Origin of the sequence: Mesorhizobium sp. BR1-1-4 (genome assembly GCF_020165375.1) — a bacterium.
Lineage (GTDB): Bacteria > Pseudomonadota > Alphaproteobacteria > Rhizobiales > Rhizobiaceae > Mesorhizobium > Mesorhizobium australicum.
Genome location: NZ_JAIUIB010000008.1, coordinates 129,180 through 144,489, shown reverse-complemented (window position 1 = coordinate 144,489; position 15,310 = coordinate 129,180). Strand labels below are relative to the sequence as shown.

Here is a 15,310-nt window from a genome sequence, read left to right as displayed (position 1 = left end):
GTGTCTTGCCGCAGCGCTGCTCGCATGAATTGGCATGGGAAGGGCCTCCACCATCTTCAAATCGGCGCAGGCCATGATCAGGTCCTTGGGTCTGGTTTTGATAGCCTGCGCCCTTTTTCTCGGGCTCGGCGGCGTGCTGACGGCATCGCAGGGCGTCTGGTTGCTGTGCCTGGCGCTGGCGATATCCGGCGCACTTCTGCTGTTTCGGGAACGCAATCCCTTTCGCGCTGAAGCCGGTCCGGACGCAGCCCCCGGCGTCACGGCGACGGCGCGAGATGCTGCCGGGCCCAGTACCCGGCAGCCCAACAACGCCCGGCAGCCCAACGCCAGACAACAGCAGGGATCGGAACTCGCGGCGGCGATCAAATCCTGCCGCTCGGCGTTCATCGCCATCGCGCTGTTCAGCGGCGTCCTCAACGTGCTGATGCTGTCCAGTTCGATCTACATGCTCGAGGTCTACGATCGCGTGCTGCCGAGCCGCAGCGTGCCGACGCTGATCGGCCTCAGCCTGCTTGTCGCCATCCTCTATGCCGGGCAAGGCGGGCTCGATTTCATCCGCGGCCGCATCCTGGTGCGCATCGGCGGTGCCCTCGACGAGGTGCTCGGCGCCCGCGTCTATTCCAGCGTGCTCAAGCTGCCGCTCAAGGTCGGCCGCAACGGCGACAGCATGCAGCCGGTGCGCGATCTCGACAGCGTGCGGACTTTCCTGTCGGGCACCGGCCCGACCGCGTTGTTCGATCTGCCGTGGCTGCCGCTCTATCTGGCCATCATTTTCATGTTCCACGTGCTTCTCGGCGTGACCGCCCTGATCGGCGCGATCGTGCTGGTGCTGTTGACCGTCTTTGCCGAGCGGCTGACGCGCAAGCCGGTCACATCAGGCACCCAGACCGGCATCATCCGCAACGGCCTGACCACGACCGGCAATCGCAATGCGGAAGTCATCGCGGCGCTCGGCATGGGCGGCCGGATGGCGAAACGATGGGAAGAGGCCAACCGCGACTATCTCGCCGAGCAGCGCAGCGTCAGCGACATCGCCGGCGGCTTCGGCGCCGTGTCCAAGGTGCTGCGCATGCTCCTGCAATCGGCCATGCTCGGCATTGGCGCCTGGCTGGTCATCGAGCAGCAGGCGACCGCGGGCATCATCATCACCGCATCGATCCTGAGCGGCCGCGCGCTGGCACCCGTCGATCTGGTCATCGCCAACTGGAAGGGTTTCGTGACCGCGCGGCAGGGCTGGCAGCGGCTGACCAGGATTCTCGCCGCTTTGCCGGCCGACGCCGAGCCGATGGCCATGCCGGCGCCGAGCCGCCATGTCTTCATGCAGGGTGTCAGTGTTGCCGCACCCGGCACGCAGCGCCTTCTGGTGCAGGATGCCAGCTTTGCGCTGGAAGCGGGACACGCCGTCGGCATCATCGGCCAGAGTGGCTCAGGCAAGTCGACGTTGGTCAGGGCGCTTGTCGGCGCTTGGGCGTCCGCCGCCGGCAGGGTGAGGCTCGACGGCGCCGACCTCGATCAGTGGTCGCCGGAGGATCGTGGCCGGTTCATCGGCTATCTGCCGCAGGACGTCGAGCTGTTTGCTGGCTCGATCGCCGAGAACATCGCGCGTTTCGAGCCCGGCGCCGATCCCGCATTGGTGATTGCCGCCGCCAGGGCCGCCGGCGCGCATGACCTCATCGTCGGTTTCCGTGATGGCTACGAAACACAGATCGGCGAACTCGGCGAAGCCGTCTCGGCGGGCCAGCGCCAGCGCATCGCGCTGGCCCGCGCGCTCTATCGCGACCCTTTCCTGGTGGTGCTCGACGAACCGAATTCCAACCTCGACGCCGAAGGCGAGCAGGCGCTGTTCCAGGCGATCTTTTCGGTGCGGCAGCGTGGCGGCATCGTCGTACTCGTGGCGCACCGGCCAAGCGCGCTCAGCACAGTCGATTTCATCCTCGCCATGAGCCAGGGCCGCGTCCAGGCGTTCGGCCTCAAGGACGATGTTCTGGCCAAGCTGTTTCCGCGGCCGCAACCGGCAGTGGCCGCCGTGCCGCACCTCAGGCTCGCCACCGAAGGGCCGGCGCCATCGCCTGGCGTGGCGGCGGCGGGCGAATGACGGGGGGAACGATGTCGAACGCTTCCCACCAATCCATCCGGCGCTACATGCATATGGGCCTCATCGCGGTCGCGATGCTGGTCGGCGGCGTCGGCGGCTGGGCCTCGCTGACGCGGATTTCGGGAGCGGTCATCGCGTCTGGGGTTCTCGTCGTCGATTCCCACGTCAAGGATGTGCAGCATTCGACCGGCGGCATCGTCGGCGAGATCTCGGCGCGTGACGGCGACCGCGTCAAGCGCGGGGCGCTGCTGGTGCGCCTCGACCCTACCGTGCCGGCGGCCAACCTCGCCGTCGTCACCAAGGCGCTCGATCAGCTGTCGGCACGCAAGGCGCGCCTCGAAGCCGAACGCCAGGGCTCCGACACCATCGTCTTTTCGCAAGATCTTTTCGATCGCCGCGCCAGTCCGGGGATCGCCGCGATGATGGCCGGCGAGCAACAGGTTTTCAAAACAAGGCGTGCGGGTCGTTCCGGCCAGAAGAGCCAGCTGCAGGAGCGCATCCTGCAGCTGCAGAAGGAGATTGGCGGCGACACGGCGCAGGTCGAAGCCAAGTCGCAGGAAATCACGCTCGTCGAGGAGGAACTGGCCAGCATACGCGCACTGTGGAAGAAGCGGCTGATCTCAATCGATCGCCTGACCGCCATGGAGCGCGAGTCGGCGCGGCTCGACGGCGAGCGCGGCCAGCTGACGGCGGCCCTGGCACAGGCCCAGGGCAAGATCGCCGAGATCAATTTGCAGGTCCTCCAGATCGACCTCGAACTCGGCACCGACGTCAACAAGGATTTGCGCGAGATCGACGGCAAGATCGGCGAGCTGACGGAACGAAAGATTGCCGCCGAGGACCAGCTCAGGCGCATCGACATCCGCGCGCCGCAGGACGGCGTCGTGCAGCAGTCCATCGCTCACACCATCGGCGGCGTGATAACCCCTGGCCAGACGATCATGCAGATCGTGCCCGATAGCGACAGCCTGACGGTCGAGGCCAAGATCGCGCCGAGCGACATCGACCAGCTCTGGGTCGGCCAGTCGGCGGCGCTGCGCTTCTCGGCCTTCAACCAGCGCACCACGCCGCAAATCAACGGCACGGTCGAACGGACCTCACCGGACACGACGACCGACCAGCGCACCGGCATCAGCTACTACACCGTTCGCATCGCAACCACGCATGCCGAGGTGGCACGCCTCGGCGAGGTCAAGCTGGTTCCCGGCATGCCGGTCGAATCCTTCATCAAGACCGCGGACCGGACCGTGATCTCCTATCTCGTCAAACCGCTGCAGGATCAGATCAGCCGCGCTTTCAGGGAATGAGCGGGATGTTCGGCATTCGCTGTTGCAGAGCCGCGTCCTTCTGGCGACCGACTACATCGCCCTCAACAAGGCGCTCGGCGGCGGCTGGACGGCGCGGTCGACAGCGCCAGGCCCGAAATCGTCGACGGCAAGACCGGTCCGCGGCTGGCGAAGGTGGCCGGCCAGAGTTGACCGGTTCGGGTTCCTGCAGGGTTCCAGGCTGGGGAACGCTTGCAATGCGATGCCATCATCAAGCTGAATTATCTTGGCGACGGGCTGGATTTCACCATGGCGCTGCCGTTGCGCGGGACCAGGCCGGCGCGGGCCTAGTCCTGATGCCGGTGAAAGTGGCACTTTTGGCGATAGCTCGCGCATCGCTTCGCTGATATTGGTGGCGTCCAGAAAATTCCTGGATGCAAGAGATGACATCGAATTCAGATAAGGCGGAAACGGTCGAGCAGTTGCTGGAAACGCCCGACCTTGCCAGCGCGCTGGAAAGCGAACAGTTCAAGAAGTTCCTCGACCAGGTGCCGATTGCCATCGCCGTTTCGGACCTCGGCGGGCAGGAACGTGTCGTCTATGCCAATCCGGAGTTCGAGAAACTGTCGGGCCTGAAGGCGGCCAGCCTCGCCCAGAAGCATTGGGCGGCACTTTCCGGCATTGGCCTGCACCAGCAGAAGGACAGCGCGCTGTCCCATGCGGTGGTCGACGGGACCGATTTCGTCGGCACGTTCCGGCTCGAGCGGGCCGAGGACAAGCCTGCGATCGTCGACGTCTATTCCAACGTCATCGAGGACGACAACGGCAAGGCCTGCTTCCGGCTGGTGGCACTGGTCGACGTCTCAGCGCATGGCGAAACCGAAGATGCGCGCTCGATCGAGGAGCGCGTCCGCGAGAAAGACACGCTGCTGCGGGAATTGCAGCACCGGGTGAAGAACAATCTGCAGATGATCACCGCCCTGATCCGCCTCGAAACGCGCAATGCGACCGAGCCGGACCGGAAACGCTTCGAAAGACTGGCCGGCCGCGTCGACGCCTTGGCCATCCTCTATCAAACGCTATCGGGCGAGGAGCACAAGGAGGAGGTCGATCTCGGCGTCTATCTGAGCCAGATCGCGTCAGCCGTGATGAGTTCGCATGCTGTCGAGGGCATTCGCCTCGACATGAAGGTGGACACCTACCCGGTCTCGATCAACGTTGCCATGCCCACCGGCCTGGTGGTCAACGAATTGCTGACCAACGCGCTCAAGCATGCATTTCGCGGGCGTGACAGCGGCACGATCACGCTGCACAGCGTCGTGAACGGGGATGGCTGCCGCGTCGTCGTCGCCGATGACGGGATCGGGTTGCCGGAAGGCGAGAGCTGGCCCAAGCAAGGCAAGCTCGGCGCGCTCATCGCACAATCGCTGACAGAGAACGCCAAGGCTGAGTTCGACGTGACTTCCAGCGCCGACGAAGGCACGCGGGTCACGATCGTGTTCAAGCGCTCCGCCGCCGCGGCCTAGGGCAATTCCAGGAAACCAACTGGTTAGGGCGGGTTCGGCGTTCTGCCAAATCCAGTTTGGAGCGGCGATCCTGCGCATGCTGCGCGACGACGGTCCGCAGTCGTGCCGAACTGGCGCGGCGCACGGCGCTTTCGCCCACCACGCTGACCGACTACGGCGCATCTGCTCAGGGCAGGGACCGTCGTCGAACTCAACCGGGCCGCCGCCAGCGACGCGTCCGTGGGCCGGCGGCCATCGGTGTCGCGCCGGCGCCCGAAGCGCTGTCGGTGGCGGAATCGCCTTACGGCATCGACCGTTTCTGGCCGTGCCCCCATCGAGGCATCCGCGCTGTCTCACGACAGCCAGGCCGGTTCATCCTATTGCATTGCTGCCGGGCAGGTTTTCGCGTCGGGCATGGAGATGAAGCACAAGTGACATCAATGCCGCTTGCCAGCCGCGAAGCCGCACCCTTGCCGGTCGCGGCGCTGATGGGGGCCATGGTGTCGATCCAGATCGGCGCCACCTTCGCCAAGACGCTGTTTCCGGTGATCGGCGCGCAAGGCACGACGACGCTCAGGCTGGTCATCGGCGCGCTGATGCTGATCGCGGTGCTGCGGCCCTGGCAGGTACGGCCCTCGCGCGCCACCATGCCGTGGCTCATCGCCTATGGGGTGACGCTGTGCGCGCTCAACCTTCTGTTCTACGCGGCACTTGCCAGGATCCCGCTTGGCGTCGCGGTGGCGCTGGAGTTTTCCGGTCCGCTGCTGGTGGCGACACTGACCTCTCGGCGGGCCAGCGACTTTGCCTGGATCGCACTTGCGGTCGCCGGCATCGTGCTGTTGTCGCCCTTCATCCACTCGCTAAAGCCGCTCGACCCGATCGGCGTGATGCTGGCGCTGGCGGCCGGCGGGTTCTGGGCGCTCTATATCGTTCTGGCGCAGAAGGCGGGCGCGGAACTCGGCACCCGCACCACCGCCTATGGCATGGCGATCGCCGCTGTGCTGGTGCTGCCCTTTGGCATTGCCGAGGCGGGAAGCGGCCTGCTCGCGCCGTCGATCCTGGTCAGCGCGCTGCTCGTCGGCCTGTTCTCGAGCGCGCTGCCGTTCTTCCTGGAGATGGTGGCGCTGACCCGCATGCCGGCGCGCATCTATGGCACGCTGACCTGCCTCGAGCCGGGGCTTGGCGCGCTGGCCGGGTTCCTGTTCCTGCGGGAAAGCCTGACCACGCCGCAATTGGCCGGCATCGCCGCCGTGATCGTGGCCGCCGCCGGCACCGCGCTAACCTCGAAGCCGCCGGTGCCGTCGCCGGAGTAGGGGACGGACGCCAGGACCGCCCGGCGACGTTAATTTGGCGCGAGCCGGCGGCCTGTTGTCGTCAGAACTTGACACTGAGGTTTGCCTTGGCGCCGTTGTCGAAGGCGCCACCACCGAACTGCCCGGAATAGGACAGGCCGAGCGTGGCATTGGGCGACACTTTCATGTCGATGCCGGCTTCGATAACCGCCGCGTCCCTGGCGATCGGCACGCCGGCGATGGTGAAGGCGTCGCCGCCGGCGAAGGCGAAACTTGAGGTCGGCGTGACGTCGCCGAAAGCGTGGCGCCAGCCGAGCATGCCGCGCGCGGTGGCATTGACGCCGCCAAGCGCAAAATCGGTCGAGCCGCGCAAGCCGAGCGTAGTGAAGGTGGCGTTGCTGCTCGCGCCGGCGCTGGTCAAGGCCGCCGCACCGCCGGTTTCGCTGAAGCTGTCAGTGTGCAGGCTGACATAAGCGAGGTTAGCGAAGGGTTCGAACTTGAGGCCCCCGCTGGTCTCGGCCTTGTAGGCGAGTTCGCCGAACATCTGCGCGGTGCCGGCATCATAGTCGGCCGAGAGCTGATCGGCAAAACCGGTGAAGGCGACGGACCGCTTGGTCGAGAGGCTGCTCCAACTGTAGGCCGCACCGGTGCGGAAGGCGATGGCGCCCCAATTGGTGCCGCCATAGAGGCCGAGATGGTAGCCGTCGCTCTTGCCGGAGGAATTGCGATCGTCGGCGTCGAAGGAGGAATGGCTGTAGCCGCCGAGAACACCGACGCGCCAGCCGCCGACCAAAGCGTCGGCGCCGGCCAGCAGGCCGCCGGTCGAGCGGTCGAAGGCGGCGGCGTTGCCGTCGCTGTCGGTACTGCCCCAGGAACCGAACGCCTGGCCCCAGACGGCGAAGCGGTCGGTATCGGCGGCGACCATTTCCGGGCCGCCCTCGCCATAGGCCATGACCGGAAGCGCCGCCGCGCCGGCATCACCGAAGGCGGCAGCGATGCGGCTGTTGGCGGCGTCGCGGATGAAGCCGGAGTCCTCGATCAGCAGCCCCTTGGCCGAGGCGTGGATTTCGCCGGAAAGCTGGTCGAAGGCGTCTTGGGCGGCTGCCTCGCTCGGCAAGGCAAAGATGGCATCGAAGAGCGGATTGCCGGCGCCAAGGCTTTCGGCGCCGCCGCCGGTGGCGATCTGGTTAGGCGTCAGGCCTACACTGGCAAAGCTTGCCTTGGCCAGGTTGAGATAGACATTGTTCGCGTCATAGGTGAGCGTCGGCGCAATGAAGATCGAGCCGCCTTCGAGACTGGCCTTGTCGAAGGTGCCGGTGACACCGCCCGCCGCCGTGACGATCGTATAGGTCGTGCCGGTCGCATAATCCGGATAGGGGATGACGTCGACCGTGCCGCCGCCGATCGTCACCGTACCGGTGGCGCTGATCCGATCGGATGTGCCGCCGATTTCGACTTCAACTGCATAAGTCGAACCGGCCGAGAAGGCTGTGTTGCTGACATTGATCGTGCCGATCGAATTGCCCGGTGCAAAGGTGCCGCCCGAAGCAATGGTCACGTTGCCTACCGTGCCCGACCCGCCAAGCAGGCCGCCGGTGACGTTGATCGCGCCACCGAGCGAGCCGTTGACATAGAGGCCGCCGCCGAGAACGTTCGTCGTCCCGGTGAAGCCGGAGGAATTACTGGTCAACTTGGTGTTGCCGGCGATCTGGTTGATCGTCCCCAGTCCGCTGATCGCCGAAGCGAAGCCATTGTTCGCGCTGGTATGGTTGAAATTGAGCGTGCCGGTGCCGGAGCCGAACTGCAACGTTGCCGAATCGAGGACGCCGGCGCCCGCCGCCGCGGAGCCCGCCGCGCCGCCGATGTTAAGCGCGCCGACTGAGCCGGCCTGGCTGGCGATCACGGTGGAGCCGTCCACCAGAGCGGTGCCGCCGTTGGAGAGCGTCACCGAAGCAGTGCCGCTGAACCCGATATCCAGGTCGCCGTGCATCTCCCACAGTGAGGCCGGGCCATCAACGGTTGCCTGGCCGGTGGCACCGGCGGCGAACGCCATGTAGGTGCCGCCGCCGGATGCGACGCCGCCATTGGTGACGGCAAGAGTGCCGATTCCCAGACCGCCAAGGTACATGCCGTTCTTGTTGGTCCATTTCGAGCCCACGCCGTCGACGGTAACCGCACCGTTGGCTGTCGCCGCCTGGCCGACAAAGACGGAATCTGCATCCGCTGAACCGCCGCTGGAGATGGAAAGTGCCGCGTGACCGGCGCTTCCCAGGATAAGATTGTCATCGGTGCTCCAGGAGGATCCCGCTCCGTCCACCGTCACGGTGGCGGTTGCGGTTTCAAACACTGCGAGGAGCGCGGCCTGGTTGAGGACATGGCCGCCATCTGCCACCTGGAGCGTGCCGGCGCCCTTGAAACCGAGGAACAGGTCGCCGGAATTCGTCCAGCTCGAACCCGGTCCATCGACCGTGACGGTGCCCATGGACCCGACGTCGTAGCCCGCAGAGCCAGTCTGGTTGCTAACGGCGCCGCCATTGGTGATGTCGAGCGTGCCGGTTCCTGATTGGCCGACAATGAGTTCGCCCGTATTCGCCCAGGTTGAGCCGGTGCCGTCCACCGTCGCCGTCCCGGTCGAGCCCGCGGCATATCCGAGATAGCCAGCAAGGTTGCTCACGCCGCCACCGTTCGTGACAACTAGCGTGCCCGTGCCCGCAACCCCAACCTTGAGGTTTCCGCTGTTGGTCCAGGTCGAGCCTGCACCGTCGACCATTGCCGTGCCCGTCGAGGCCGCCTCGAAGCCAACGTAGCCCATGGCATTGCTGACTGCGCCACCGTTCAGGATTTTCAGCGTGCCAGTGCCTCCATCGCCGACATAGAAGTCGGAACTGCTTGTCCAGGTCGAGCCCGCACCGGTGATAGTGGCAAAGCCCGTCGAGCCCGCCATGGTGCCCACAGCGCCTACAGTGTCGCTGACCGCGCCGCCGTTCGAGATCGTCAGCGTGCCCGTGCTGAGACCCCCGAGGTAGAGATTCCCGCTATTTGTCCACTTTGATCCCGCGCCGTCGACGAACACTTCGCCAGCCGAGCCCGCCGAGTTGCCGACAAAGCCCCAGGCGTTGGTGACGGCGCCGCCATTGCTTATCGCCAAAGTGCCGGCGCCGAAATCGCCAATACTCAGGTTTCCGCTGTTGGTCCAGGTCGAGCCGGTGCCGTCGACGAACGCCATGCCGATGGAGCCCGTCTTCGCGCCGACAGCGGCCCAGGTGTTGCTGACCACGCCGCCGTGAGTGATCCCCAGTGCGCCGTTACCCAAATTGCCCACAATCAGGTTGGAGCTGTTTGTCCAGATCGAGCCGGCGCCATCGACGAACGCGATGCCGGTCGAGCCCGTCTGCGCGCCGATCATACCGATGGTGTTGCTGACCGCGCCGCTATTCGAGACCGTCAGCGTACCCTGGCCCTGGAAGCCGATGAAGAGGTCCGAAGTGTTGGTCCAGGCCGAGCCGACGCCGTCGACCGCCACCAGGCCCTTGGAGCCCGCGGCATAGCCGGCATAGCCCACCGAACTGGTGACCGCGCCGCCATTCGTGACCGTCAGCGCGCCGAAGCCCGCGTTCCCAACCGCAAGGGCCGCGTTCGCCCAGGTCGAGCCAGCACCGTCGACAGTTGCCGTGCCACTGGAGCCCGCCAGGTTGCCCAGGATACCGCTCAGATTGCTGACCTTGCCGCCGTTCGAGATTTTCAGCGCACCGGTGCCCTGATCGCCGACGTATAGGTGGGAGGAGTTTGTCCAGGTCGAACCCGCTCCGTCGACCGTCACCGTGCCGGTGGAGCCTACATGCCAACCGATGGTGCCCATGGCATTGCTGACCACGCCGCCATTGGTGATGTCCAGCGTGCCTGTGCCAAATTCGGCGATATAAAGATCTCCGCTGTTGGTCCATGTCGAGCCCGGGCCGTCCACCGTTACGGTGCCGGTGCCCGGGCCGTAGCCGACATGACCCACTTTGTCGCTCACAGCGCCGCCGCTGGAGATCGTCAAGGTGCCGTTGCTGTTCGTACCCAAGGCAAGGAAAAGGTCCGAACTGTTGCTCCAGACGGAGCCTGCTCCAGTGACGCTCACGGTGCCGCTCGCGTCCGAAGCGTAGCCGAGATAGCCGGCAGTGTCGGAGAGGGTGCCGCCATTGGTGATCGTCAGCGAGCCCGAGTAACTCGAAATGGTGCCGACAAACAGATAATGAGCGGCCGCATTCGCCGCATTGACCACGGTCGGGTGCGGGAACACCGGATCGAGCATAACATCGTCGCTCGATGTCGGAACAGCGGCGGGGTTCCAGTTTCCGGCGGTAAACCAATCCGTGGTGGCGGCGCCGGTCCAGATCTCGGCTGCCGATGCGGGGATCGGCAGGCCAAGGCAGACCAGTGCCGTCGACGCCAGCGCCAGGTTTTTCAATGCGTTGGCCTTACGGCCTCCAAATGCATTCCGCGGCATTCGATCCCCTGACATGACAGTCGTTTCACCCTGAGGCTGACATGTCATTGGAGCCCGGCCTTGTCTTGGGCAGGGCCGCACCGGAATTGGACTGGAGCGAAAAGCAGCGTGTTTTGCGCGCATTGTGGCAGTTCGGCGTCATCGGTGGCGCAAGCCGCTGCGGAACGGCCTCGCACGGGCGGTACCGGACTGCTGGCGAAGGCTGCAAAACTTATCTGGCGCTTGTCGGCGTATAGCCGAAACGGCGACGAAAGCAGCGGTTGAAGTACGATACGTCGCTGAATCCGCTTGTCAGGGCGATGTCACTGACCCGCATGTCGCGGTGTTTGTGCGAGAGCATCCTGTGGGCGCTCTGCAGACGCAGTTCGAGAACGCGTTCGGAGAAGCTCATTCCCGTCTCCTGAAGGAGGTCGTGGACGTAGCGCACCGACAGGCCGAGTTGTAGAGCGACACTTTGGGCGGAGATGCCGGGGTCGATAAAATCCTCGGCGATCCTTGCGAGGACGGCCTCCAGCCTGGCAGCGCGCAGGCCCCGAAGCCCGGCCAGTTCGGCAGCCCGACCTTTTGCGCCGGTCGCCAGGCCGATCAGATCCACGATCGTGTCCGTCGCGTGCGTGATCAGATCCGCGGAGGCAAGCGGGCTGCCGCTTTCAAGAAGCAGGCAATAGCGTTTGAGAAGCTCGAGGGCTTCGCTGTCGGCGCCGATCTTCAGCCCCAGCCTGTCATCGATCTGCGGGAAGGCGCGCAGGAGGATCGCGCGTGGGACCACCACATTCGTCCAGACATTGCTGTCGGCACCGTTCATTTTCAGAGCTTCCGATGCGGTGACAAGCACGGCCTCTCCCCGGCCGACGGCATATTCGCGGCCGGCATGTACCCCTGACAGCATGGTGTCGGCCTTGTTGATCATCAGCAGATAGCCGTCCTTGTCGTCATTGGCGATGTTGCTCGCTTTGCGTGTGGCATGCTTGACGGGTCCGGACATCTGGCCGAGAACCGCTGAACCGACGGCCGTGGCTTCGATGGCTTCGAAGTGCAGGTTTTCCGGACTGTCGTATTCGGCCGACCGTATTTCCGCGACAGGGATGTCTTGCCACGGGGAAAATCGTTCTCGTTCATCAAGATGCGGTGGCAACCGAGCCGATGAAAGCACCGTCTTTCGCGACAATGGGGAACCTCGACAACTGTCCACGGCTTAAAAAAATATCGAACGCGATGCTTTCCATTGCGACAATAACCGGCAACAGTGGCGGCCCGGCGTTCAAGCGACCAAGTTCAACCCATAGTCGAGAGCGGCCGCGACTTGCGTCATCCAAAAGTATGATGTCACAAATTCCTCCGAGGCGAGATCGGGGCGTGCCTGGAGGTGTGATGGAAAGGCTGAGCAGCGAAGTCCTGAGTTCGATTATCGGCGATATCTACGATTGCGTTTTGAACCCGGAAGGCTGGGCCGGAGTCATGACCCGCGTCACGAAAGCTGTCGACGCGGCCTATACCACCATCGCGCTTGCCGGCACCGCCCATAATAGCGGCCGTTTCGCGGCTCAGTCGCCCTGGGATCCCGTACGGATGCGGGCCCTCGAGGAAGACTATGACTTTGATGGAATTCCCGGGCTGAAGGCAGCGGTCGTCGGCGATGTCGACCGGCCCGTTGCGACGCTGTCGCTCATGAGCGAAAGCGAACTCCAACTGACGCCGTTTTTTCAGAACTGGGCCAAACCGCAGGGACTGCGCGAGGCTTGCATCACCAAATTCGTTCATACGCCGGACCGAATCGGGCTTCTGGGCTGCACCACGCGAGCCAGCAGGGGAGGCATCTCGATCGAAGAGCAGCATTTCCTGGCATTGCTCTCGCCGCATCTGCGCCGTGCTTCGCTGATCGGCGATCTGCTCGACCAGGGCCGCATCACCATCGATCTTTATCGTCAGGCGCTCGATCATTTGGCTGTGCCTGTCGTGCTTACCCACGCCAATGGAGCAATCCTCCATGCGAATGCGGCCGCCGAACAGATGTTTTCGGTGCAGGGGCCCATTCTCTCCAGGAACGGCCTGCTCCAGGCACAGAATCGGGTCGTGGCCCGCGCCCTGCTCGACGCGATCGCCAGCACGGCGAGCGCGGATGCCTCGCTTGGCGCGCGCGGCATAGGGCTGCCGGTTTCGGCCCAAGGCCAGCCGCCCGCCGTTGCCTATGTGTTGCCGTTGACTGAAGGAACGGCGCGCGCGGTTTTCCGGCCGGCATGCGCGGCTGTGTTCATATCGACGACGACATCGGCTTCTCCCCTCCCGGAGGCCGTTCTGACCACGCTGTTCGATCTTACGCCCTCGGAGGCGCGGGTGCTGCTGCGGATCGGCAGCGGATTGTCAGCGTCCAAGAGCGCGTTGGCGCTCGGCATTGGCGAAAACACCTTGAAGACCCACCTCAACCGAATCTTTGCCAAAACCGGCACGAGACGCCAAGCCGACCTCGTCAAACTCGTGTCGGACATCGGCATGCCGCTGGCGGCTCATGGGCCCTGAAGCGCGCAGTCTCTACCGCGAGCGGGTCAGCGGCTTTACCGCCAGGGCGGTTCCGGCGCGAAGCGCTTGCCGATCCAGTCGGTGAAGGCGCGGGTCTTGGCGGCTTTTCCCTTGGCCGAGGGCGTGACGACATAGACGGCGCCTTCATCCGCCAAGGTCCACTCCTCCAGCACAGGCACCAGCCGTCCATCGGCAAGCTCGCGCCCGACCAGCCAGTCGGTGCTCATCATCAGGCCGAGCCCCTGCACGGCGGCCTCGACCAGCACCTCGGCATCGTCGCTGACCAACGGCCCGGAAACCTCGACGCGCGCGCGCCGGCCCTCGCGGTCGGTCATCTCCCAGGCCGGAAAGGTCTGGAAGCCCGAGAAGCCCAGGCAGGAATGATCGAGCAGCGCCTGCGGCGTCTCCGGCGTGCCCCTGCGGGCGAGATAGGAGGGAGCCGCGCAGAGCAGCCTGCGTCGCGTCGCCACCTTGCGTGCCACCAGGCGCGAATCCTCCAGGCTGCCCAGCCGCACGGCGACGTCGAAATTCTCGGCGACCAGATCGGTGAAGCGGTTGGAGAATTCGGCCTCGATGCGGACATCGGGAAATTCGGCAAGGAATTGAGGCAGCAGCGGCCCGATCCACATGCGCCCGAACGTGCCGGGCAGCGCCAGCCTGAGCACGCCGCGCGGGCGGCCTCCGGCATGCGCGGACGCGACGGCCTCGGCCTCGTCGACGGATGCAAGGATGGCGCGCACGCGCATCAGGAATTCGGCGCCCGCTTCGGTCAGCGAGACGCTGCGCGTCGTGCGCGAGAGCAATCTCACCCCCAGCCGCGTTTCCAGCGATTGCAGGCGCCGCGACAGAATGGTCGCGTCGCGCCCGACCCGCGCCGCCGCTTTGGTGAAGGAGCGCGCCTCGGCGATGGCCGCGAACGCAGCCATCTCGGCAAGGGCAGCGGGTTCGTGAGATTGCTGCATCATTCACAGTTCTCAATTTCGCGAAACGAGGATTATCCAGAGATAACGCAGCAAATAGGTTCACTCAACCACCAATCGTCCACCGGAGTGAAACCATGAAAGCCATCGAACTCAGCCAGCCCAGGCTGGACGCCTTCCGCGCCGCCACCGTTGCAACCCCCGAACCGCAGCGCGGAGAGGTGCTGATCCGCCAGCGTGCGGCGAGCCTCAATTTCGTCGATGTGGCGGTGGCAAGCGGCAATTATCCCGGACCGAGCTTTCCGCTCATCCCCGTAGCCGACGGCGCCGGCGAGATCGTCGCGCTGGGCGAGGACGTTGCGAAATTCGCCATCGGCGATCGCGTCATCGCCCATGCCAAGCCGCGCTGGATCGGTGGGCCGCCGCGGCCTTACGAAATGACGCAGATGCGCGGCATTTCGCTGCCGGGGTCACTGGCCGAATATGTCGCGTTGCCGGCCAATTCGCTGGTGCCGGTGCCGGCTCATCTTTCCTTCGAGGCGGCGTCGACGCTGCCCATCGCCGGCACCACCGCCTGGAACGCCATCCGCGCCGCCGATGTCGGGCCGGGCTCGGTCGTCGTGCTGCTTGGCACTGGCGGCGTCTCCATCTTCACCCTGCAGCTCGCCAAAGCCGCCGGCGCGACCGTCATCATCACCTCGTCGTCGGACGAAAAGCTGGAGCGGGCGAAGGCGCTCGGCGCCGATCATCTCATCAACTACCGCGCGACGCCCGAGTGGGATGGCAAGGTGCTGGAGCTGACCGGCGGCCTCGGCGCCGACCTTGTCGTCGAGACCGGGGGCAGCGCCACCTTCGCCCGCGCCGTCAACGCCACCGCGCCCGGCGGTACGCTGTTCACCATCGGCTTCGTCACCGGTGCCGAAGCCACGATCAATCTGCTGCCGATCATCATCAAGGCGCTGAAAGTGGTCGGCAACAACACCGGATCGGTGTCCGATCTCAGCGACGCCGCCCGCGCCGTCGGCGCGGCCCGGATCGAGCCGGTGGTCGACAAGGTGTTTTCGCCCGACGAAGCGGCCGAAGCCTACGCCCACATGGCCGCCGGCGGCCTGCACTTCGGCAAGCTGGTGTTCGGGCTGGAGTGGTGATCGGCGCAGGCGCTTTTTTTTCAATGTTGAAAATTGGCGGAACCGCCGCGACATCCAATCTCCCCCACGAGGGGGA

9 protein-coding genes are annotated in these 15,310 nt (G+C 65.2%); 6 read left to right on the top strand and 3 right to left on the bottom strand.

Features of this window, described 5'->3' with window-relative positions; all coding sequences use genetic code 11:
* Nucleotides 1-73: 73 nt before the first annotated feature.
* The 4 genes from LB571_RS18840 (at nucleotide 74) to LB571_RS18825 (ending at nucleotide 6,178) form a co-directional block, all read left to right on the top strand.
* Complete coding sequence (locus LB571_RS18840; protein ID WP_224596837.1) at nucleotides 74-2,095, top strand: type I secretion system permease/ATPase; 2,022 nt, start codon at nucleotides 74-76, stop codon at nucleotides 2,093-2,095.
* Nucleotides 2,096-2,106: 11 nt separating this feature from the next.
* On the top strand, nucleotides 2,107-3,402 hold the full coding sequence (locus LB571_RS18835) for an HlyD family type I secretion periplasmic adaptor subunit (RefSeq protein WP_224596834.1): 1,296 nt from the start codon (nucleotides 2,107-2,109) through the stop codon (nucleotides 3,400-3,402).
* A 401-nt stretch (nucleotides 3,403-3,803) separates the two neighbouring features.
* Complete coding sequence (locus LB571_RS18830) at nucleotides 3,804-4,886, top strand: sensor histidine kinase (protein ID WP_140716345.1); 1,083 nt, start codon at nucleotides 3,804-3,806, stop codon at nucleotides 4,884-4,886.
* Between the two features lie 410 nt (nucleotides 4,887-5,296).
* Nucleotides 5,297-6,178, top strand: a complete 882-nt coding sequence (locus tag LB571_RS18825; protein ID WP_015316934.1) for an EamA family transporter — start codon at nucleotides 5,297-5,299, stop codon at nucleotides 6,176-6,178.
* Between the two features lie 61 nt (nucleotides 6,179-6,239).
* On the opposite strand, the gene LB571_RS18820 is transcribed toward LB571_RS18825, so the two are convergent.
* Together LB571_RS18820 and LB571_RS18815 are read right to left on the bottom strand one after the other, a co-directional pair.
* Nucleotides 6,240-10,649 (bottom strand): autotransporter outer membrane beta-barrel domain-containing protein, encoded by a 4,410-nt coding sequence (locus LB571_RS18820; RefSeq protein WP_224654966.1) that lies wholly within the window; start codon nucleotides 10,647-10,649, stop codon nucleotides 6,240-6,242.
* A gap of 211 nt (nucleotides 10,650-10,860) precedes the next feature.
* The gene (locus LB571_RS18815; protein WP_224596813.1) at nucleotides 10,861-11,817 is read right to left on the bottom strand and encodes an AraC family transcriptional regulator; all 957 of its coding nucleotides are present in this window, start codon (nucleotides 11,815-11,817) and stop codon (nucleotides 10,861-10,863) included.
* Here LB571_RS18815 and LB571_RS18810 point away from each other — a divergent pair.
* Nucleotides 11,793-13,166 (top strand): helix-turn-helix transcriptional regulator, encoded by a 1,374-nt coding sequence (locus tag LB571_RS18810; protein ID WP_224596809.1) that lies wholly within the window; start codon nucleotides 11,793-11,795, stop codon nucleotides 13,164-13,166. The two genes, LB571_RS18815 and LB571_RS18810, sit on opposite strands and share 25 nt — an antisense overlap.
* A 35-nt stretch (nucleotides 13,167-13,201) precedes the next feature.
* Here the strand turns inward: LB571_RS18810 and LB571_RS18805 are convergent, their stop codons facing one another.
* A complete protein-coding gene (locus LB571_RS18805) occupies nucleotides 13,202-14,128 on the bottom strand; it encodes a LysR family transcriptional regulator (protein WP_041163790.1) in 927 nt (308 codons plus the stop codon).
* Between the two features lie 95 nt (nucleotides 14,129-14,223).
* Between LB571_RS18805 and LB571_RS18800 the strand changes: the two genes are divergently transcribed.
* Nucleotides 14,224-15,234 (top strand): zinc-dependent alcohol dehydrogenase family protein, encoded by a 1,011-nt coding sequence (locus LB571_RS18800; protein ID WP_140663371.1) that lies wholly within the window; start codon nucleotides 14,224-14,226, stop codon nucleotides 15,232-15,234.
* Nucleotides 15,235-15,310: the final 76 nt, after the last annotated feature.